The organism is Sphingomonas sp. PP-CE-1G-424, from assembly GCF_004341085.1.
GTDB lineage: Bacteria > Pseudomonadota > Alphaproteobacteria > Sphingomonadales > Sphingomonadaceae > Sphingomonas.
The window spans coordinates 55980-75842 of record NZ_SLXW01000009.1; the positions used below are offsets into that span (position 1 = coordinate 55980).

The following is a 19863-nucleotide window of genomic DNA, read 5'->3' on the forward strand; positions in this document are numbered from 1 at the left end:
GAGCGCCGATACATCTCGGGCTCTGGGTCATGCCTCGCTCCGGCCTAGTTTCTGGCGCTGGCGTAGCGTCGTCGCCAGAACGGCGCATCGGCCCATCGCTGCTCAAGCGCGTAGAAATACGCGCGGCTGCGCAGATGGTCGTCGAATTCGGCGCGGGTGGCTTCGGCATAGGCCGGTGCAATGTCTTGATCGTCGGACTGCGCGCGAGCCAACGCGTCGCCGGCGCGCAAGGCATCGCTGAGCGCCTTGTATAGGCCTTGCGACGACATCGGATCGTAGCTCGCCGCCGCATCGCCGACGGCAAGCCACCGGCGCCCGCTGGCGCGATCGAGCCGCGCAACCGCCGCTGCGCGTACCATCAGGCTGTCAGGGCGGAAGCGGCACCCAAACAGCCGGCGCGCGATGTGTGTCGTGTTTTCTAGCTGCGCGAACCAGCGGTCGCGGTCATCGAGCCGCAGGTCGCGCGCGATGTCGGGATCGGTCGCGAACGCCACGGCGAGCCCGTCGCCCGGGACGGCGGCAGCGTACCACCAGCCGTCGGGTGCTGCCTCGGCCATGGTCAATTGCGATGTGGAGCGCGCATCGGCCGCGTCGAAAAAGGCGTAGAAGCACGTCAGTTGATCGAGCGGGAGGCGCTCGGCGCCGAGCCTGCGTGCCACCGCGCCGCGCGCGCCGCTCGCATCGACCAGATAGCGTGCGGAAAGCCGAGATGGCGGTCGCGCCTTGCGTGCGACGGTCATCACGGCGGGTGCGTCCGCTCTGTGCTCGATCGCCGAAACGCGCCCGCTCAGCAGCACCGCGCCATGCGAGCGGGCGAGATCGCGCAAGCTGCGGTCGAATCTCGCCCGGTCGAGATGCCAGCCATGGCCGCGCGGATCGAAGACGAAGTCGTTATAGCCCAGTTCGGCGCTGCCCCAAGCCGCGCAGCTGCCAAGGCACGGATCGTGGCCGTCTGCAGCGAACACCTCCCACGCGCCCAACGCCTCGAGTAGCAGCCGGCAGTCGGGCGGCACCGATTCACCGGGGCGCGGCGTATCGTCGATCGGCTCCGGCTCGACAATGCATACGCGCTCGACGCCGTGCCGCAGTAGCGCCAGCGCGGTCGCGCACCCGGCTGGGCCGCCGCCGACGACGGCGACGTCCCATTCCGCCCCGCCCGACGGGGCGTTCAATGAATCGTGCCCATCCCCACGACCCGGCCTGTCGCATGGCCCTCGCGCTTCGCCGCCGGAGTGTTGAGCCGCAGCGAAAGGAAGGTCGGCGCCGGCAGCGGGCAGCGAGCGGTTATCCACCGATAGACGACGTCGCGACAACTGCCGACGTTAGGCGCGCGGGCCGGCAGATCGAAGAACGATCCCATCGGGCCACTCGGTGCAATAAGCTGGCTCAGGAAGCGGCTGTTGCCAGGTTCGCCGGGCGTGATCAGCTGGTTCAGCGGCGAGGCGAGCGCGGCCATCAGCGCATGCGTGCCCTCTTCGCCGGGAAGCGCGAACCACCAGGCGACGGTGTGCGCCATTCCCTGCGCATCGGCGAGCAACGCCCCCTGGTGCCCGGTCGAGCCCTGCTGGACTGGGCGGAGCTGGTCGATCACATCGGCCATGGCGCGCGCCGGAGGACGTGGCTCCGGAATCGGCGGCGTCGGCTTTGGACGGCCGAGCTGCACGGTATAGGCATCCCAAAGGTCTATCTCATCCTGCGTGAACACTCTGAACATCGGGCCGCCCATGAATTCGAGCAATTGCCGGAAGCGACTGTTCGCCCAATCGCCCGGGGTAAGCCAGCTCTGCTGTTCGAGCGCGTCGAGGAACTCGCTCGGCCGATCGAACCAGTCGTTGATCCTGCAGTCGCCGATCTTATACTCCTGGTGATTGCGGCTGCCGAAATCCGCCTTTCGCTCGATCAGGGCGATCATCTGCTCGCGCAGAGTCGGCGGCGTGGTGATGAGGTCCTGCAGATCCTGGCCGAAAGTCCCGATGCTGCCGAACGCTACGAACCCGTTCCAGATGCGTCGCCAACCCGTCTGCACGGCCTCCTCGCCGCCAGTGCGACGCATTTCGTTGAGGTACAGCCCCACCGCGTCGGCGGCGCGCTGGCCGTGGCCGTTGACGGCATTGTCGATGCCGATGTGCATTACGTAAAAATGCGGGTCTACGTTGAAATATTCCAGCAGGTCGCGTGTCGGCTTGAGATCGACCACTTCCCATTCGAGCTGCAGCGTCATCCCGATCAGCTCGGGATAATAATCTTCGCTGAACTGCGAGATCGCTAGCTGGAAGGCGGGGACGGTAAAGGCGCTGTCGAGAAAGGTGAGATCGAAAGCAAAATCCTGGCTTTCGATCGGCGCCGGATAATAGCCCACGCTGTGGCACAGGTCGCGATAGATGTTGCAGTGGTTCATTGAGACGTCGCCGTCGCCGACCTCGTCCATCCACACCGAGAACAGCAGCGAGCGCACCTCGTCAATCGGACCGGTGCGCCCGATGTTCCGCAGCCATGCCCCATCGACCAAGTTAAACGGCGCCATCTGCTTGATGCGGATGACGACATCGGCATGCGTCTTGATGAACTGGTCGGGATCGTAAGGTCGGGCGGTATCCGCGACGTCGACCAGTTCCTGGTAGATCAATTCCAGCCGGTCCTTGAACGCTTGTTCGGTGTAGGGAAAGAACCGCTGGTCGACCGGCGTTGCGGTCGTGCCGTTCGAGAAATCCTGCGCCCAATTCAGCCAGTAATCCACGTAGTTGCGAGCATCGCCAAGCACTTGCGGATGATCGTCGACGTTGAGCAACTGGTAGAAGAGTTGGCGGGGGTCGAGCGTGTCTGCGTCCGTTTCGGTCGCATAATTGGGGAACGGGACGACCGGCGTTAGTCCCGTATCGCGCAACTGGCTCTGCACCTCGAGATACCAGTCCGCTGGCATGTCGATGCCGCTGTTATCAACCGCGGGCGCCTGGACGACAACGCCCAGCCGATGCCAGTTATCGAGAATGTCCTCGCGATCCTGATAGCGGCCCCAATTCTCGGGCTTGCCCGAGTCGGTTCCTTGGCCGCGCATCGACCAGCGCTGAGTCCCGAGGATCGGTTGCTTGATCGGATTGCCCGCGCCGTCGGTCGTGTCGAGCAGCGAGACGTCGGTCGCGGCATAGACCGCTACCGGACGTTGCGCTGGCCACGACCAGAACACCTTGCGGTTACCCGCCGGATTGGGCGAGGGCGGGTGCGTCGCGCACGAATTATAGTCCGTGTGCCACGGCAAGGCGAGGAACTTGGTCAGGTCGCCCGGTTCCAGCCCGTTCGCTTCGGCATGCCGCGGCACATAGCCGCAGCCAAGCACCGGGGTATCCGCGGGGAGCGCCGCATAGTCGAGCAGCGTGCGATGGATGCGGAAGGGGCCATAGCCTGAGGTCTGCCAAGGCTGAACGTACAACGCGGACTCGCGCATGGTGAAGGTCAGGTCGATGCCGGGGCTGAAGCGCCCGCCCAGGCAGTTCACCAGCGTCGCCTTGTCGAGATATTCGCCCGGCCCGAGCGCGGGCCCCGGACCGGGATGGAAGCCCTGGCTACCCTTGTCCCATTGCGTGAGCATAAAATACTGCGTCTTGCGCAGTGTCAGGAAGCTTTCGTTGGCATCCCCCAGCACGAGCGGCATCAGCGCGGTATTGTCCTGGTCTCCGTCGGTGAAGGGGTTTCGGAAGGTCGCCACCAACCCGGATATCTCGGTCGAGCCGGGATCGTCGATCGCGGTGATGGCGCCGACGCGCGCGTGGGCCGAGGCTCCGGCGTTGCTCAGATTGGCGATCCACTGCTGCAGCGCCACGCTGCGAAAGATCGGCTGCAGGTCGTCGTCGAAACTGGGCCTGAAATCGGGCTTGTAGTCGCCATCGGCATAGAGCGCCGGCGCGAGATCGAGGTTGCGTACCCAGCAGTCGTAGATGTCGTCCCACAGCGACACGATGTTGAGGATCTGCGGCGCTACCGATGGATCGGTAGTCGCGACCCAGGCGTGCTGCGCTTCCACATGACTGCCGTCCTCGAACACGATCGTCGCGGTGACCGGGCCGTCGGACGTGTCGTCGAACCACTGGTCGTTGTTGACATCGTCGTCTAGCGGCGCCGCACCGTTTATCTTCCAGCCAACCGCGCGACCATAGCCGGCGAGTACGAGCAAGCGCCCCTTCTCGTCCGTCTGCAGTTCGCCGAGCGTGTCGATCGGGCCGGCCGGGGCGTCGAGGTCCATGTCCTTGAACGAATCGCGCGGAAAGGATTTGGGATAGGCGGCGAGCGAGACAATCTCGCCGGTGCGCGGGTCGCAATAGCTCGCGGTCGTCGCACGATCGAACCGCACCTCGGGCGTGTTCGCGCCGGAGATCGCGCGCGGCCCGGGATCGATCGTCAGCCGCCGCACGCGGTCGGGCTGGTTGAGCGTGTCGATCCGCTTGTCGATTGGCGGCTGGCCGCTTCCCGTGTTTGCGAAATCCGGGTTGCGGATCGTCGGCAGCAAGCCGTTTTCGAACCCGCCGATCCCGGGCACGTTGTCGACGCCAGGGCTCTTGAGCGGATCCTCGACCAGAATGAACGTATTCGCCTTCTTGTTGGCGACATGGACGGTCCAGACGATGTCGCTAACCGTCTTGCCGCCGACGGTCGCGCCGATCGCGATTTCAGTGCCGTCACCGCGCGGCCAGGCTTCGCCCAACCCTGCATCGTCGTACTGAAAGATGCGGAAGCGCGCGGCGTGGCGCTTGAGCGCGCCGGATGTGTCGCGCAGGTCGCTCGCACTAACGACGTCACGCTCGGTCCCGGCGCGGATCGGCAGGCCGCCCATCAGCGTCGGATCCGCGGAATCGGTGCGGCCCGCCATGCTCTCGGGCGCAATGACATGCTCGCGGCTGTTGCCGACACGCGCGATCCCGATGGCGGGATGAATCCGGAACAGGTCCATTCTGCTTCCCCTCTTGGTGTCCCGGCCGGGATCGATGCCCGCCAGCCGTTGCCGAGCAATCCGTCTGGCCATCGATCAGCTCGGTGCCGAGGCGGCGTGATACGTGGTTAGTTCGATTTGAATGTTGTCTGGGTCGCGGAAGAACACCGAATAGGCGATCCCGGTATCTTCGGGCCCGTCGAACGGTATCCCGGACAGTCGCAACGCATCCTGTGCGGCGGCGAATTTGTCGCCGTCCACCAGAAAAGCGACATGTTTGACAACGAAGACGGTCTCAAGGTCCGGCGGCGACTTGGCATCGGGACGGTAAAACAGCCCGAGCTTTACGTTACCACGGCCCACCATCCACGTCGTTGTCCAGGTATGCAATATGGTAAACCCGAACACGTGCTCGTAAAATGCAGCGGATTTTTGAAGATCGCTAACGTTTATTGCTACGTGGTCGATTCCTACCAGTTCCACTGCCATCCCCGCCATATTTTAGTACTCTTGAAGTCCGGTCGCGCAAAGGAGCTGCTGCCATCTAAGAGTCTGAGCCAACCGGTCCCGTGTAAGCATTGTGTGTACCTAACCACAAAAGTAATCAAGAGCTGGAACGCAATGCATCATCCAAAAAAGGGTATCGGTCCAAAACGGACTATTATCCGTTTAGACCTAATTAGTCCGCGCCCTTCTGTTTGCCAAAGCGATAAAAATTAGGTTTGATAGAGTTATGACATTTGGCTCAAGAATCCATCTACTCTCCATTGAGTAACGTCCTCACTCCTCTAATTTGGTGACGATCAGGAGCAGGTAGCCGGAAGTCAAAGGGGGCAATTCGCGGAGATGAACGAACGGCTGAAGTTGGGAAGCGAAAAAGGGCGACTGGATGTCTGCAAGTGGGTCCTCATACCGGTCGGCAAGTGCGGGACTGAGCAGCGGGATCAACGCAGAGACCAGCGTCCCTGACATGCCCATGTTGATCGTAGCGTCGCCAATTGTCGTATCCGCGGTTATGCGGCGACCACCAGCTTGACCAGCGTCCCGGGCTTCAGCGGCTCGTCACCCGAAAGGCCATTGATGACAATAAAGCGTTCGCGCTTGCTGTCGGCTACTGCCATGCGCTGGCTCAACGAATCGATCGTGTCCCTTCCGCCAACAGTTACGATCCGGATGACCTTGCGACCATCCTTGCCGTCGGCATAAGGCAGGCCATCGAGCATGCGGAGGAACGCCGTATCCTGGGTGGTTGCCAGTTCTGGCTTGCCAGTGGCCTTCGCCAGTGCCTCGGCACGCTGCACACGATCGGCTCCATTTGGATGCGTCGATGCCCATGTCGGCGCAGACCGTCCGGTGCCGCTGGCCTCGGCCGTCAGCCCGGTCGATTCATCGAGGGCCGCCAGGACGTCGGCCGAGGCATAGGGCGAGTAGCCTGCAGCGGTAATGTAGCGGACGCCAAGCGCATCGGCCTGATATTCCTGATCTCGTCCGTATTTTAGAGTATACAGCTGCGCGCCCGTGCCGGCGATCCGGGTCGCGAGATCGCTTTTCGTAGCTAGGCTGACGCCACGAGCAAGCAGGCCACCGATCGTCGCACGGGTATTGCGCGAGGCGGCGTGGCGGGCGGCGACATGGCCTACCTCATGGCCCATCACGGAGGCGAGTTCTGCCTCCGAAATCATCAGTGCGAGCAGCTGACGGGTGGCGTAGATGTACCCGCCCGGGATGGCAAAGGCGTTCTCGACCGGAGAGTCTAGCAGGGTAACGGTAAAGTCGCTGCCCGCATTCGACAGGCCAGACTGGACCGCCACACGCTTGCCGACGCGTTCGACAAATGGCGCCTGCGGCCCCTTATACGCACCGCCGAACTGCGCGAGCAGTTGCGGATGAGCCTGACTGCCCTGCGCCTTGTCGGTCGCCGAAATCGAGCGAACCGTGTTCTGGGCGGTAACAGGGGCAAGGGGTGCGAGCAGGAGTGCGCTGGCTAGCAGTACGGCAATGTGACGGCGGATCATGAAGCTCTCCCGGTAACGACGGTATAAAGCGACCCGTACACCATTGTTCCGGATAAGAATCGATACCGCTCTGCACTGATCTACCGAGCGTTTCGCTAGCTACTTGCACCGGCGCTCCAAAGACTGCCGCCTGCCATTCCATCGGCGCCGAGATCCACCGCTCCAGATGACTTCGTCGAACCAAATGCAGCAGCTGGTAAGCGGGGCACTATAGCGGTGATTTCTGAACGAAGGTCCGAGGTTGGGTCTGGCCGGAAGCCGGAGAATGGGGCGTGTTCCGCACAAAAACGGACGTTCAGCTCGCTCCAGAGCTTGCCCGGAAGCGGCCCTTGGTTCAGCCGCTATGACGATAAGCATCAATGCTTAGTATGGAATCCCGAGATCACGCCGAGGGCTTTTTGCTGCTTGAATCGCCTTTGCACTCATCGCACGAGCTTGCGACGTGATTGCCGGATCGTCCTCCCCTCGCTCTCGATCAGAGACTCCCTTGTTCACTGTCGTTAGCAGGTTTGCTCCACAAAGCGCCTCCTGCGCGTTGCCGACTAAGGCTCCGTTTCGCATTATTTCTCGGTAGCGGGCGATGGTATCGGCGCTTTCTGGATCGTTATTCGACACCGCAGGCAGGACTTCCCCCGCTAACAAGTCCACTTCATGGATCAGGTTCAATGAACTCTCAGTGATCGTCATTTGGTACTCCATGGCGTCGGCATCGTCTTACCTGGGCCGGCACTTCCTGGCGGAAACCAAATCCACTCCCCATGGCCGGGCAAGACATTTACTCCGTCACTCGACATTTGCGGTCTTGCCGAACCTATCCAGCCCCGCAAGCCTTTTGGTGAGCTTTCAACGTAGCCACCATTGCCGTTCCAATCGTTCAACACCGCCGAACCGCCGCGCCATTCGGCCTCGTTCGAAGGGATTTCAGCTTGCCAGTATCCGCCATTGGCATCTCGGTCGCTGCCAATTACTCTTCGGATTGGCCCTTCATGATCGTCTCCGTTCCACGGCCTGACATCATCCCCGAAGGTCGCAGCCTTTGCAGCGGGCAGCTCCGGATACTCGTCGGCCGGCGCGGTCAGCTTGGGGTATTCTTCGGCCTTGCGTGCCCTGACAGTCGCGGCTGCATCCATCTCGGACTGCAGCTTTGCATTGTTCGGGACCGCCCCGGGTTCGGTTTCTCCGAGACGCTTCGGGGAATATGCGAACGGCTTTGGCGTCCCGCGCGCCTCTATCGCTCGCCCAAGCGCCTTCACGCCGATTTGCGCCGCGCGTGCGAAGCCCGCAGCTTTGATTTCGGCGAACGCCGACGCGGTCGCCCGCGCCAAGCCACCCAGCGCCGAGAGGATGCCGATCACTACCGCGGCAAAGCGGGCCGCCTCTGACACCTCTGAATGGACAGGTAGACGGGTGACCGTGGCGCCCCCGATGAACACGTTACGCGAACCGCCCACAATGGTGGCGCCGCAAGTCACTTTGTCGCCGACCCTAGCGGCAGGTATGCCGTTGATGAAGACAGTTCCCGAGTCCTGCGCGATCTCTCCACCGTCGCAGCTCTCTTGGTCGCCAACGCGCGAGGCAGCTAGGCCATTGATAGTGACGTTGGGCGATCCCTCGATGATCTTTCCCGATGGCGCCTGCATCGACTTGGCGCCGATCGCTCGACCGATCTCCTCACCCCGTGAAGCAGGCTGAACCAACGCTGTGCCGCTCAGCAGTCTCTAGCGTCGCCAATGACGCGCCTCGCCGCCTAGAACGGTAGCATCGAAGGCCGGCGCGTCACGAACCTAAGGTCGCGGGGCGCCTTCGGCATCGGCAGGCGAAGCGTGATCTCGTTCCCGGCCGCCGCTGCCGTGCTGTTCGAAAAAGGGCTGAGTTGGGCGTCCACGCGGCGTTCCCCGCCGGCCGGGAGGTCCAAGCTTCCGCTGGCCGTCCCGTTATCGTCCCGCTCCAGAAGGACGCGCGCGTCGTCATTGTCCGTGCGCTTGTCGAGCAGATCGGTGTCCGTCACGTCGGCGGCGGACATGACCACCGCCTCACCCGCCGGGCCGGTCATCGTCAGCGTGCCGAGGTCGATACGGACAGCGGTGCGACCGCGATTGGTGTAGACGATCCTCGCCGACTGTCCCCCGGTGTCCGACCAGCGGCCGGTAACCCGCGCCGACACGGCGTCGGCCCGAACGGTGGCTGAGCGATCACCGTCCGCAGTCTCGGACAGTTGCACGCCCGGCGCCTCCATCGGATCAAGCGGGCCGCCGGTGCTGCGGCTGCAGGACGCCAGCAACAACGCGGCCATGGCCAGCGCGCGGATCATCCTGCACGCACCAGCTTGGCGACGGGCAGCGCCAAGCGCTGGCGCGTCAGGCTGTGCGCGCCGCCCAGGTCGCGATCGGGTTTGAGACCGTTACGACGCTGAAACGCCTCAACCGCGTCCAGCGTCGCGCTCTTGCCACGCCCGACTAGGCCATCGGCGTGGCGTGCCTCTAGATAGCCGAGCGCCACCAACCGGTCCTGCATGGCCTTTACTTGTGGATCGCCGCCGCCTGGAAGCGTGATCGGACGATAGGCGGCGCCGCGATGCCGCGCGCGGATCACGTCCCGGATATAGGGAAAGCGCGGGTCCCACGGCGATCGGTCGCCGCCGGTCACGCCATCGCCGAAATCGGAGATGAAGACGCGGCCCGGTCCCGCCGGGCGGATTCGGTCGCGTTCCGGCATGAACCAGCTTTCCACCAACGAGGCCTGTTGCTCAACATTGAAACTGGTCCAGGGTTTGCCAAGCGCGCTTCGCGGGAATTTGTAGGCGGTGCTGCGATGCGTCCCCCAGCCTCGCCACTTTCGCGTCTTCCAGATGTCACTTACGCCGCTCGACAGCTGTGCCCAGATGGATTGACCCATGTAGAATGTCGGCCAGACCCCGTTCTCTCCCTGCCACACATGGCAAAGTTCGTGGATCAATGTGGCCCTGCGCTCCTTGTCGGTCATCACCCCGCCGAAGCCGTCCTTCCAGTTCACGGTATAGTCGAACTTGCCCGTCGACCCGTCCATACCGGCGAGAGTGACGGCGGAGCCTAGGTCCAGGTTGGTAAGATAGACGCGATCGAAGGGGATGCTAGCCGCGTACACGGTTCTCGCCAATTGCATTTCCGCCGCGGTAAGCTTTCTTGCCTCGACCATATTGGTCTCCCCTGTACCACGGTGTAACCAACGCTGATCACCTCGGTTCCGTCGTCGCGCTATGGGGCAGGACCCTTGGACAGCCGGCCAGACGAGACCCGACTGATACCCACATTCACCGACTGGCCGGTCGTCCGCCTGAAAGCGCAGGCGGCAGATCGAGATCAGGGACGTTGTGCACTTTCGCGCGGGACGATGCACGAGTACCGGCGGGACGCTTCATGGTGTAATGGGCAGCTATTGCCTGGTCAGCGCCCAAGACCCGGCGGTCGGCTATCGGCCAAAATCACCGTTCGCGATCGGCAAGGCGGACCCGAGCGCGGACGTAAGGCAGTCGCCCATTTGCCGACGTTCCCAATCCCGGCCGCACTGCCTTCACGGACTTTCCACGCACCACGCTCGATGCCGCTCACAGCCATTCCGCCAACCATCGAGCGGAGTTGGAGCGTAGCGACGTTTGCGGCTGCTTTTTCTGTTCAAAAACGTGTGCGGTCAACGACGTAGAGGAGTGGGTCGAGGACGAGAGCGGGACCGCCCTCTGCCCCTATTGCGGCGTCGACTCCGCTTCCGCGTAGCCGATCCCGATTTTATCCGCGCGATGCATGAACGATGGTTCAGCTGACCGTCCGCTAACCTCCCATGTCGGCCGTTCCGCTTCCGCCCACAACTTCGCCGCTCCTACACATAAGCCTGCATCCTGATTGCAGACATTCATTCAGCGGTGCACATCGTCGGAATGCGCATCAACCCGCGACCCTTTGCCCACTGCCGCATCGGCTTGGCTGGCATTGCAGCAGCGATGGTCGGGGCGTGCGGCTCGACTGAACTGCGCCTGCCGTCGTGTTGGCAGGCGAGAGAATTAAAGCAGGGCTCGACCTTTCGTGGAACGGTCCTGATTCTCGGTGGCGATGACACCCGACCCAGCATGTTTCCCCTGTCGTGCGATGGTGGCGTCGTCACCGATCTACCTGAGGGGTTTACCTTGCCCACGCCAAGAGGAGCGCCTTTCAGCGAACCGTCAGAACGACGTTTTTTTCAGGCGGATGTCGTTGGCAAGGTGGCGGGCATCGCATTCGATAGGCCGAGCGTCCAACTCGAACAAATCGTTCATGTGCGGCCAATTACGCCAAGTTGGCTTCGCGCGAATGGCAGCTAATCACGTCCGAGAAGCCCAAACCTGCCGTTCCGCCTTCCTTTCAATCAGCGACCGACTAGTCTTTTGATCCCGAAAAGCAGCCGGTCCGCTTTCCTTCCCCATCACGACATTCGCGAGCGGATAGCCGGGCTTCAAAATCGGTCATGCGCAAAGATGAACTAGCGTCCGAAGTTGGGAAGCGAGGGAAGGGGCGTGAACGTCCGGTTCTGGGTCAGACCGCGAAGACCGCGGTAAGCTACTGTGACATCCGAGGTTTGGGTTTAACCGTAAGTGGTTTTCGTCGTGCGTTGCGTCAAGTTTGCGCGGAGAGGTTGAGCGGGTGGCTCTCCGAGAACCAGAGAACTTATCGCAGGTTGCTATGAGTACGAGACGTCGTGGTTTTGCGGGAAGGTATCCAGTGTCGAAGGAAGTCGAGCTGAAGCTGGTATTGGACATCGCCACGGCCGATGCCTTTGTCAGGTCCGATCTGGTCGGCGGGTCGACGAGCATGCGGCAGATGCAGGCGGTGTATTTCGACACGCCCGATCTCGCGCTCTCCCGAGGCGGCGTCTCGTTGCGAATCCGGCAGTCCGGCGACACGCGGACGCAGACGATCAAGGCCGCGGACGCGGCGGCGACGGGTCTCTTCGCGCGATCCGAATGGGAAATGGAGGTGGCCGATGCGACGCCGGTCGTCGATGACCGGACACCTATCCCGGCTCTGCTGGGCGACGAGGCCGGCACCATCGCGCCGATCTTGACCGTCGCGGTCGAGCGCCTGACATGGACGATCGACAACAGCGAGGCTTCGATCGAACTGGTGTTGGACCGCGGTCACGTTGCTGCGGGTGACCGCCAGTCGCCAGTCTGCGAACTCGAGCTGGAGTTGAAGCGGGGAGAGCCTGCAGCGTTGTTCACGCTTGCCAAAGCGCTGGCGGCTCAATTTCCCGTCCGTCTGGGTGTCGTCACCAAGTCCGAGCGTGGCTATGACCTGCTTCGTCCCGCATCCAGGGCGTTCAAGGCGGAGCGGGTCGCGCTGACCCGGACCGCATCCGCGGCGGACGCTTTTGAGGCGGTCGCCGGCTCGTGCATACGTCAATATCGCCTCAACGAGACTATCCTCCTTACGCAGGCCGACGCGGAAGCGCTTCATCAGGCGCGCGTGTCGTTACGTCGGCTGCGGTCCGCCTTTTCGATCTTCAAGCCGCTGCTCGATGGCGACGAGATACCGGACTTCCAAAGCGAGCTGCGCTGGCTCGGCTCGGTACTGGGCGAAGCGCGCGACCTGGACGTGTTGCTGGCGAAGGCGAAGCCCGGTGGCTTGCTGTTCGAGGGGCTCAACCAAGCCCGCGACGCTGCCTACGTCGAAGTCGACAACGCGCTGGGATCGGACCGGGTTCGTGCGCTGGTGCTCGATCTGACGGAGTGGTTGGCATGTGGTGCATGGCGCACCGCGCAATCGACGCGCGATGCACGGGATGCGCCGGCGCGGCACTTCGCGGCGGAGACGCTGCGCGCGCTACGTCGTCGCGTCAGCAAACGTGGTCGGTCGCTTCAGTCACTGGCGGACGAGGAGCGGCATGAAGTCCGAAAGACCGCCAAGCGGCTCCGCTATGGCACGGAGTTTCTCGGCTCCCTTTTTCCAAACAAGAAGCGCTCGCGTCGCTACGCAAAGTTCGTAGGGTCACTGGAAAAGCTGCAGGATCAGCTCGGCGCGCTGAACGATATGGCGACGGCGCCGACGGTTCTGGACCGGCTAGGCCTGCGCGACGATCCGGGTGCTAAGAGCCTGCTGGCGCATCGCAAGAAATCGAAGATCATCGATGCCGCGGCCGAGGCGTATGACGACCTCCTCGATCGCAAGACGTTCTGGAGCTAGGGGCGGGGGATCAGCACCCGGCCAGACGATCGAGCGTCGTGCCGATCGGCTGATCGCCCTTGGTGAGTTCGATGATGATCCGGCCGAGGTCGGGCCGTTCGACGATTGCTGCCAGCGTCGCGGCAACGTCGTCGCGCGAGACGGTGCCGTACGGGATCGCCAGATCCGCCCGGATGCGGCCAGTCCCGGCATCGTCGCTGAGTGTGCCAGGCCGCAGGATCACATAGTCCAGCCCGCTGGCGACGAGATGCGCGTCCGCCAGCTTCTTGACCCGACTGTAATTCTCGAACCCTTCGTTGCGATCGCCGTCCCGCAGGGCGTCGGGGAACGCCGACACGAGCACGAGCCGCGCGACTCCGGCCTGCCGGGCCGCAGCGACGGCGGTCTCGAGACCACGCCCGTCGATAGCGTTCGTCACGTCGATGCCCGCGCCGCCCGCGCCTGCCGCAAAGACGACCGTGTCGGCAACGCCGATCAACGCGGCCAGCGCATCCGCGTCGAGTGCGGTGAGATCGCCGAGGACCGGCGTGGCACCGGCGGTGGCCAGCGTATCGGCCTGTTCCGGTTTGCGATGCAGTGCCAGGATGGTGTGCCCACCCGCCGCGAGAAGCTTGGCGAGCCGCGAGCCGACCTTGCCGGCCGCGCCGATGATGAAAACCTTGGCCATTACGGCTCCTGCGTAGGATTCGAACCCAACCCCGATACCGGTGACCGGTCCTTGCGACAATCTTCCGGGGGTCTGCTTCGGCAGGGCGATGGCGTCGGTGTGGTTGGTGCCTATCCTGGCACCAGTTACGCAGTGCCTGCGGCGACGGCAGCCTCGATCGCGGCGATGTCGATCTTGTGCATCGTCATCATGGCTGCGAACGCGCGCGCGGCGATCGCGGTGTCGGTACTGCCGATCGCTTCGATCAGGACGCGCGGCGTGATCTGCCAGTTCACGCCCCAACGATCCTTGCACCAGCCGCACGCGCTCTCGGCGCCGCCATTGTCGACGATCGCATTCCAGTAACGGTCGGTCTCCGCCTGGTCGTCGGTATAGACCAGGAACGACACGGCTTGGGTCTGCGGGAACTGAGGACCGCCGTTGAGGCCGAGGAACGCCATGCCGCACACCGTGAACTCGACGGTGAGTACGTCACCGAGGCGGCCGTTCGGAAAATCGCCCGGCGCGCGGTGGACCGCATCGACGCGACTGTCGGGGAAGGTCGCGGCGTAGAACGTCGCCGCGTCCTCGGCCGTGCCATCGTACCATACACAGGGGGCGATCTTGGTCATGCCGCATCGCCGATCCGCGGGCCGACCATGCCGATTGCGCGCCTGCCGGGTCGCTGACGTTCGCCGAATAGTCGCCGCCGGGAATCTGGTCGGGGCCCTGCAGGAGCACGCCACCAAGGCCCGTCGCGGTAGCGATCGCGACGTCGATATCGTGGACATAGGCGTACCAGTTCCAGCGTGCAGGGGCGCCGGTGGTTTCGCTCGACATGACCGCGCCGGGACGGGTCTCGCCGCTGCCCAGGAAGACATATTCACCCATCGGCCCCATCGGCATCGCGCCTTCCTTGGTCCACCCGAACAGCGTGCCGTAGAAGGCGAGCGCGCCGTCGGGGTCGGGAGTGGCGAGTTCGATCCACACGCCGTGGCCGTGGTGCGGGTCTTGGAGGAACGCGGACGACGGGTTCGGGCTCGCGCCCGTCATCAGCATGAAGCTGACATGCTGCGGGTCCGTAGCGATCGCGAAGCGGCCGATGCCAGGGATGTCCATCGGCTCGACCTGGATCGAGCCGCCCAGTTCCCTGACCTGCGCCGCGGTCGCGTCGACGTCGCTCGCCCCGAAATAGATCGACCAGTCGGGAAGCGACGGCGCGTTCGGCGGCGGTGTCGCGATGCCTGCGATTGCCGCGCCATCGGGGGCGCTGGCGATCAGATAGGCGCCATGCTCGGGCATGGGCGAGCGCGCGATCGTCCAGCCGATCGTGGCGCCGTAGAAGTGCCGCGCTTTGGCCTCATCGGCGGTGTTGAGTTCGAACCAGATCGGGGTGCCGTCGGGATTTTGCATCGGCCGTCTCCTCATGCATCCAGGATCGTGGTGAAGCCGCCATAGATCATGCGCTTGCCGTCGAACGGCAGGTTGGCGGGCGGGGTCTGCATCCCCGCGTCCGCCATGACCTTCGGCATGCCGGCGTCACGAGTCGCCTTGTCCGGCCACTCCACCCAGGAATAGACGACGACCTCGTCACCAATGGCATGCGCCGCGCGGGCATAGTCCGTCTTCTCGCCCGCGGGAACGTCGTTGCCCCAGGTCTCGACCACGCGGAGCGCGCCGTTCTCGAGGAAGGCAGCCGGACAACTCGCAGGTGCTGACCGATCTGTCCTCGACCAGCTATGTCGATCTCGACAACGTCGACATCATCAACGCCTTTATAAAGGGCGCCGAGTATCGCAGCATTAAAGTTACCCTTCGCGGCGACATCGCCGGCAAACGCGCCGCGCAGATCAATGCGCCGTCGAGCGAGGTTCTTTACACATGAGACGCTACAAACAGCTCTTGCTTGCCAACAAGGCGTGGTCGGCCGAATTGACCGACGAGAACCCGGAATTTTTCAGGCGTCAGACCGTTGGTCAGAAACCGGAATTCCTATGGATCGGCTGTTCCGACAGTCGCGTAAGTCCCGAACAGATGACGATGACGCAGCCTGGCGGCATATTCATCCACCGCAACATCGCGAACTTGGTCAACGATCATGACCTCAACCTGATGTCGGTACTGCAATATGTGGTCGATGCTGAGGGTGAGGCATGTCATCGTCTGTGGTCATCACGGCTGCGGCGGGATCAAGGGCACGCTCTACGGCGGTACGGAAGGGCCAGTCGATGAGTGGCTGGAGACGGCCCGCGATGTCCTGCACGATCACCGGGATGAGATCAATGCGCAGCCCACCGATGAAGCGAAGGTCAATCGGTTCGCCGAGGTTAACGTCCGCGATCAGTTGGTGCGGCTCGCGCGGACCAAGACAGTGCAGAAAGCGTTTTCAAGTGGGCAGGAGTTGGCACTGCATGGATGGGTTTATGATATGCGCGACGGACACATAAAACCGCTTATGGAAATCGCGGCAGACATGGTGATCGAAGAGATCGGCCGGCCGGACAAGGTGCTCGTCTAACCATCTGTGTCGCTCTAGTCGCTCGATTACGCCGCGCCTTTAGACGAAAGGATTGGTGTCTCGAACGGTAATGCCGTGAAATATAAAATCCCGACATATTATTCATTATAAACGGGACATATTCGCTTTCACCACCTGACTACCCTTGCCGGGGGAAGCCGGCAGTCAAAACGGTCATTGCAAAGATGAACCAGCGTCCGAGGTTGGGAAGCGAGGAAAGGGGCGTGAGCGTCCAATTGTGGGTCCTATCAGCCCCGCGCTGCCGGGCAGTTCCGCTCACTTTCGGACGTTCAAACGCGCGGGGTTAAGGCCCAAAACCTGTCATTCGCTCAGGCGGCCTGACCTTAAGAGAGGGAGGCACAATTCGCCCTGTTTGCAGGGTTAAGGAGACGCCGATCTTCTTACGAGTCTGCGACGGCCCAACGCGGCGCTTTACGCGAGATAAACCAGTCTGCGATCGCAGGGCGAATGAAGAAGGCAACTATATCGATAACCGCGTGCGCGATCATGACCCGCAGCAGCGATCCGTGATGGAGGTAGTAAACCGTCAACAGTGCGCCTCCGGCCGTGGTGGCGAGCACTCCCTTCCAGCCATAATGCGCATGCGCCAGACCGAAGGCCAAAACCGAGAATGCAAACGAGACAGCGAGCGAGCCCGTGACTTGAAAGAGCAGCAGCGGAAGCGCCAGCCGGAAGAACAGCTCCTCGCCGAAACCGGCATTGAGGCTGAGCAACAGCGCTAGCATGGCTTCGCGACGGTTGCGGGGAATGAGCGCATGGTCCGGGCTCGCTTGCGGCGAAAGGCTTCTTTTAAGCCGCCGCCACTGGATGGCGGCCGATAGGACGATACCGAAGAAAAGGCCGATCGCGATCGACAGCCATTTATCGCTGGAGATCTTCTTACCGGAAGCTAGCAACCGGCTCGCCGGTGCGAACGCCGAGGGGAATCCGTCAAAGGGCCATAGCGCGTGCGCCAGCCAAAGGCTGACTAAGCTTGCACCTACGAGAACCACGAAGCTCTCGATCAGCCATCGGCGATAGAGAGTCTGTCGCGCCATCGTGTCGGATTGCGTCTGGAACCGTGCGTACGCGGTAATATCGCGCCGCACCCACCACGCCCCCCCGACGAGCGTGACCGCGATCCAAGCCGATGTAAGCAGCATGTTCGTTCCTGCCATGTCAGTTTCCATATTGGAAAATGACTGTTGCTTTCCAGATTGTCAAATCGTAAGTTGCTGATGAAGAAAACGATCGGACGGCTCGCAGGAGAATGGTACATGGACCAAGTGGAGGGCGCGCGATCGCTAGAGATGATGCGGACGGCGCGCGAGGCGTTGGCGGAGCGGGCGAAATGGTCCTTCGCCCGCCACGCCGCAGTCGGGCTGCTGCTTGGCGGGCTGATTGCCGGTTATGCACTGCCCGGTCCATGGCCTGTGATCGTGGCGGCCGCTTGCATGGCAGCCACCGCGATGGTCGTGGCTCGCGATCGGCGGCGGGACGGGTTCTTCGTCAGCGGGTATCGGTCCGGGCGCACGCGATGGGTGACGTTTGCGATGCTGCTGGTCGGGATGGCTGCGCTGGTGGGCGCAATCGTCCTGAAGAAACGCTATGGCCTAACGTGGGCGCCGGTCGCGATCGGGAGCGGCATAGTGGTGTTCGCTACAATCATTAGCATCGTGTGGGAGCGAGTGTACCGGCAGGAGCTGGATGGAGCGCCGCATGGGCGTTGAGTTGCTTGATCCGCTGATCCACCCCCCGGCGCGGCTGCAACTCATGGCGCTGTTGGCCGATGTGACCGAGATGGAGTTCGGGATTGCCCGCGACGTCCTTGGTGTCAGCGACTCGGTGCTGTCCAAGCACCTCGCCCAACTCGGCGATGCCGGGTACATCGAGTTGCGAAAGGCGACGGTGAACACCCGGCAACGAACCTGGATCGTCGCCACCACGGCGGGGCGAAAGGCTTTCAAGGGCCATGTCGCCGCGTTGCAGGCACTTGCGTCCGGACGGGCGCCTTACGGTGCTTGACCGGAAGCGCAAGGCGTCAGGCCGGGGTTGCGCGACTGGTGTAGGAATGGCTTGATCGTCGGGTCAACGCTAGAAAGCCGCCGTGCCGCTAACCTTCTCCGTGACGACATTCACGAGCGGATAGCCGGGCTTGAAAATCGTTGACTCGCAAAGATGAAACCGCGTCCGAAGTTGGGAAGCGAGGGAAGGGGCGTGAACGTCCGGTTCTGGGTCCCGTGCGCCCCTCCCAAACCACGCTTCCTGGGAACGCTGAACATTCCCATAACTCCGTCCTCTTTCCGTAATTTCGGAAAGCGCGATCGGGAACGGATTTGAAAAAGCAGGTCTCAAGGTCTTCATCGATGTAATTGCCGCGGACGCATTCGCAATACGGGTTCGTTTTCGGGAAAGGAGCGACATTCATGGCACCACTCGGCCTGCACACGCCGACGTTGCCTGAAGAGTGCTACCGCCTAGCGGCCTTCAGCGTGTTGACTCTGATCCGGTTCAGCACTTCGAGCTGTGCCGTAATCATGGTCGGATTGGGGGCGTGCCCTGTACGGGGAAGTTGGATGAATTGCTTCCGTGGTGCCGAGATCGTGTTGAAATAGGCGCGGCTCACGGCGATCGGCGTAACCAGATCCTGTTCGCCCTGGAGCATATAGACCGGCATTGCGAAGCGCGTGCCGAGCTTGGGCAGATTAATCTTCGGCCCCATGCCGTCGCCCTTCATGCCGACGAACTGCAGGAACGAATAATCCTCGCCTGCCTCGTAAGCCTGACGATAAGCGGGTGCGTCGTAGCCGGGTGCGACGGAAAACCAGCCCTCCGGGGCCGGCTCGGTCATCTTCGCCTCAAACTTGCGCGTGATACGTCTTAATACTCCAAACGCACGCGGGTCAGTCCAGGGCGGTGGCCCTATTTTTTCCAATCCGGCGAGGACATTCGTGTCGGCATCCCTTCGAGCCAACGCAAGCGCAAGCCGGTAGCTGGCACTTAGGTCGGCCTGATAGTTGACGAGTTGAGCCGTGCCGACATAGGCGTCGAACAGGTCGGGCGCGGCAAGGGCCATGCTCGTCGCCAGCGCCGATCCCCATGACCGGCCCATAATGATCACCCGGCGCTTGCCGAAGCGGGCGGCGGCGTAGCGGGCCACCTCGATACCATCGCGCGTCAGGCCTTCCAGGGTGAGGGCTTCGTCTTCTCCCGGCTTGCTGGCCGCATAGGTCTTGCCCGAACCTCGCTGGTCCCACTGGACCACGGTGAAGTTCTTCGTCCACGAACCGAACAGATTGCGTGCGAAGGGGGTATTCGAATTGCCCGGACCGCCATGAACGATCAGGACGACCGGATTACTGCGATTTCGTCCCTCAGCCGTAACCCATTGCGCGATCCCGCCGATCCGAACCAAGCCGGCTTCATCGACGGAATGCCCCGACACTGCGCAGGCAGGGGCCGGCTCCGCGCAGGCAGGAATTGCCGCAACCGTTATCGACGCGATCAAGAGACGGCATGCAATGCAGACGCCGAGGTGCTTCATCTATCGTTCCCCTGTGTGAACGAGCACTTAC

The 19863-nt window shown here is 62.8% G+C and carries 19 protein-coding genes and 2 pseudogenes; 6 read left to right on the forward strand and 15 right to left on the reverse strand.

All coding sequences use genetic code 11. The annotated features are described in order from the left end of the window. Window positions 1-44: 44 nt before the first annotated feature. The 9 genes from C8J43_RS19290 to C8J43_RS19330 all read right to left on the reverse strand — a co-directional run bounded on the left by C8J43_RS19290 (window position 45) and on the right by C8J43_RS19330 (window position 10110). The gene (locus C8J43_RS19290) at window positions 45-1172 is read right to left on the reverse strand and encodes an FAD-dependent monooxygenase (RefSeq protein ID WP_165899693.1); all 1128 of its coding nucleotides are present in this window, start codon (window positions 1170-1172) and stop codon (window positions 45-47) included. Continuing rightward, entirely contained in the window at window positions 1169-4942 is a 3774-nt protein-coding gene (locus C8J43_RS19295) for a LodA/GoxA family CTQ-dependent oxidase (protein ID WP_133032247.1), read from the reverse strand. The genes C8J43_RS19290 and C8J43_RS19295 overlap by 4 nt, the downstream gene beginning before the upstream one ends. A 75-nt stretch (window positions 4943-5017) precedes the next feature. Beyond that, on the reverse strand, window positions 5018-5410 hold the full coding sequence (locus C8J43_RS19300; protein WP_165899694.1) for a VOC family protein: 393 nt from the start codon (window positions 5408-5410) through the stop codon (window positions 5018-5020). A gap of 291 nt (window positions 5411-5701) precedes the next feature. After that, a complete protein-coding gene (locus C8J43_RS19305; RefSeq protein ID WP_133032249.1) occupies window positions 5702-5893 on the reverse strand; it encodes a hypothetical protein in 192 nt (63 codons plus the stop codon). Between the two features lie 41 nt (window positions 5894-5934). After that, the gene (locus tag C8J43_RS19310) at window positions 5935-6936 is read right to left on the reverse strand and encodes a M48 family metalloprotease (protein WP_133032250.1); all 1002 of its coding nucleotides are present in this window, start codon (window positions 6934-6936) and stop codon (window positions 5935-5937) included. A gap of 363 nt (window positions 6937-7299) precedes the next feature. After that, the gene (locus tag C8J43_RS19315) at window positions 7300-7623 is read right to left on the reverse strand and encodes a hypothetical protein (RefSeq protein WP_133032251.1); all 324 of its coding nucleotides are present in this window, start codon (window positions 7621-7623) and stop codon (window positions 7300-7302) included. Further along, window positions 7620-8576 (reverse strand): PAAR domain-containing protein, encoded by a 957-nt coding sequence (locus C8J43_RS19320; protein ID WP_133032252.1) that lies wholly within the window; start codon window positions 8574-8576, stop codon window positions 7620-7622. Before C8J43_RS19320 ends, C8J43_RS19315 begins: the two co-directional genes overlap by 4 nt. Window positions 8577-8683: 107 nt before the next feature. Then, complete coding sequence (locus C8J43_RS19325; protein WP_133032253.1) at window positions 8684-9247, reverse strand: hypothetical protein; 564 nt, start codon at window positions 9245-9247, stop codon at window positions 8684-8686. After that, the gene (locus C8J43_RS19330) at window positions 9244-10110 is read right to left on the reverse strand and encodes a peptidoglycan-binding domain-containing protein (protein WP_133032254.1); all 867 of its coding nucleotides are present in this window, start codon (window positions 10108-10110) and stop codon (window positions 9244-9246) included. The genes C8J43_RS19325 and C8J43_RS19330 overlap by 4 nt, the downstream gene beginning before the upstream one ends. Before the next feature lie 736 nt (window positions 10111-10846). Here C8J43_RS19330 and C8J43_RS19335 point away from each other — a divergent pair. Together C8J43_RS19335 and C8J43_RS19340 are read left to right on the forward strand one after the other, a co-directional pair. After that, on the forward strand, window positions 10847-11266 hold the full coding sequence (locus C8J43_RS19335) for a hypothetical protein (protein WP_133032255.1): 420 nt from the start codon (window positions 10847-10849) through the stop codon (window positions 11264-11266). Window positions 11267-11663: 397 nt separating this feature from the next. After that, a complete protein-coding gene (locus C8J43_RS19340; RefSeq protein WP_133032256.1) occupies window positions 11664-13124 on the forward strand; it encodes a CHAD domain-containing protein in 1461 nt (486 codons plus the stop codon). Window positions 13125-13134: 10 nt separating this feature from the next. On the opposite strand, the gene C8J43_RS19345 is transcribed toward C8J43_RS19340, so the two are convergent. The 4 genes and pseudogenes from C8J43_RS19345 to C8J43_RS19360 form a co-directional block, all read right to left on the reverse strand. Continuing rightward, a complete protein-coding gene (locus C8J43_RS19345; RefSeq protein WP_133032257.1) occupies window positions 13135-13791 on the reverse strand; it encodes an NAD(P)H-binding protein in 657 nt (218 codons plus the stop codon). A 125-nt stretch (window positions 13792-13916) separates the two neighbouring features. Further along, complete coding sequence (locus C8J43_RS22430) at window positions 13917-14402, reverse strand: VOC family protein (protein WP_133032258.1); 486 nt, start codon at window positions 14400-14402, stop codon at window positions 13917-13919. A 49-nt stretch (window positions 14403-14451) separates the two neighbouring features. After that, window positions 14452-15198, reverse strand: a pseudogene (locus tag C8J43_RS22635) (VOC family protein); the annotation flags it as partial. Continuing rightward, window positions 15195-15437, reverse strand: a complete 243-nt coding sequence (locus C8J43_RS19360; protein ID WP_133032259.1) for a DUF1428 family protein — start codon at window positions 15435-15437, stop codon at window positions 15195-15197. The pseudogene C8J43_RS22635 and the gene C8J43_RS19360, both read right to left, overlap by 4 nt. Window positions 15438-15481: 44 nt before the next feature. On the opposite strand from C8J43_RS19360, the gene C8J43_RS22035 reads away from it, so the two are divergent. Beyond that, on the forward strand, window positions 15482-15655 hold the full coding sequence (locus C8J43_RS22035; RefSeq protein ID WP_165899695.1) for a hypothetical protein: 174 nt from the start codon (window positions 15482-15484) through the stop codon (window positions 15653-15655). A 155-nt stretch (window positions 15656-15810) separates the two neighbouring features. After that, window positions 15811-16288 (forward strand): annotated as a pseudogene (locus tag C8J43_RS19365) (carbonic anhydrase). Between the two features lie 401 nt (window positions 16289-16689). Here C8J43_RS19365 and C8J43_RS22215 read toward each other — a convergent pair. Further along, window positions 16690-17451, reverse strand: coding sequence for a CPBP family intramembrane glutamic endopeptidase (locus C8J43_RS22215; RefSeq protein WP_207893456.1), 762 nt, complete (start codon window positions 17449-17451; stop codon window positions 16690-16692). 75 nt (window positions 17452-17526) lie between these two features. On the opposite strand from C8J43_RS22215, the gene C8J43_RS19375 reads away from it, so the two are divergent. Beyond that, the gene (locus C8J43_RS19375; protein ID WP_133032260.1) at window positions 17527-18018 is read left to right on the forward strand and encodes a hypothetical protein; all 492 of its coding nucleotides are present in this window, start codon (window positions 17527-17529) and stop codon (window positions 18016-18018) included. Beyond that, the gene (locus tag C8J43_RS19380; protein WP_133032261.1) at window positions 18008-18313 is read left to right on the forward strand and encodes a transcriptional regulator; all 306 of its coding nucleotides are present in this window, start codon (window positions 18008-18010) and stop codon (window positions 18311-18313) included. The genes C8J43_RS19375 and C8J43_RS19380 overlap by 11 nt, the downstream gene beginning before the upstream one ends. A 445-nt stretch (window positions 18314-18758) precedes the next feature. Here C8J43_RS19380 and C8J43_RS19385 read toward each other — a convergent pair whose 3' ends face one another. Next, window positions 18759-19832, reverse strand: coding sequence for an alpha/beta fold hydrolase (locus tag C8J43_RS19385; protein ID WP_133032262.1), 1074 nt, complete (start codon window positions 19830-19832; stop codon window positions 18759-18761). Between the last annotated feature and the right edge of the window lie 31 nt (window positions 19833-19863).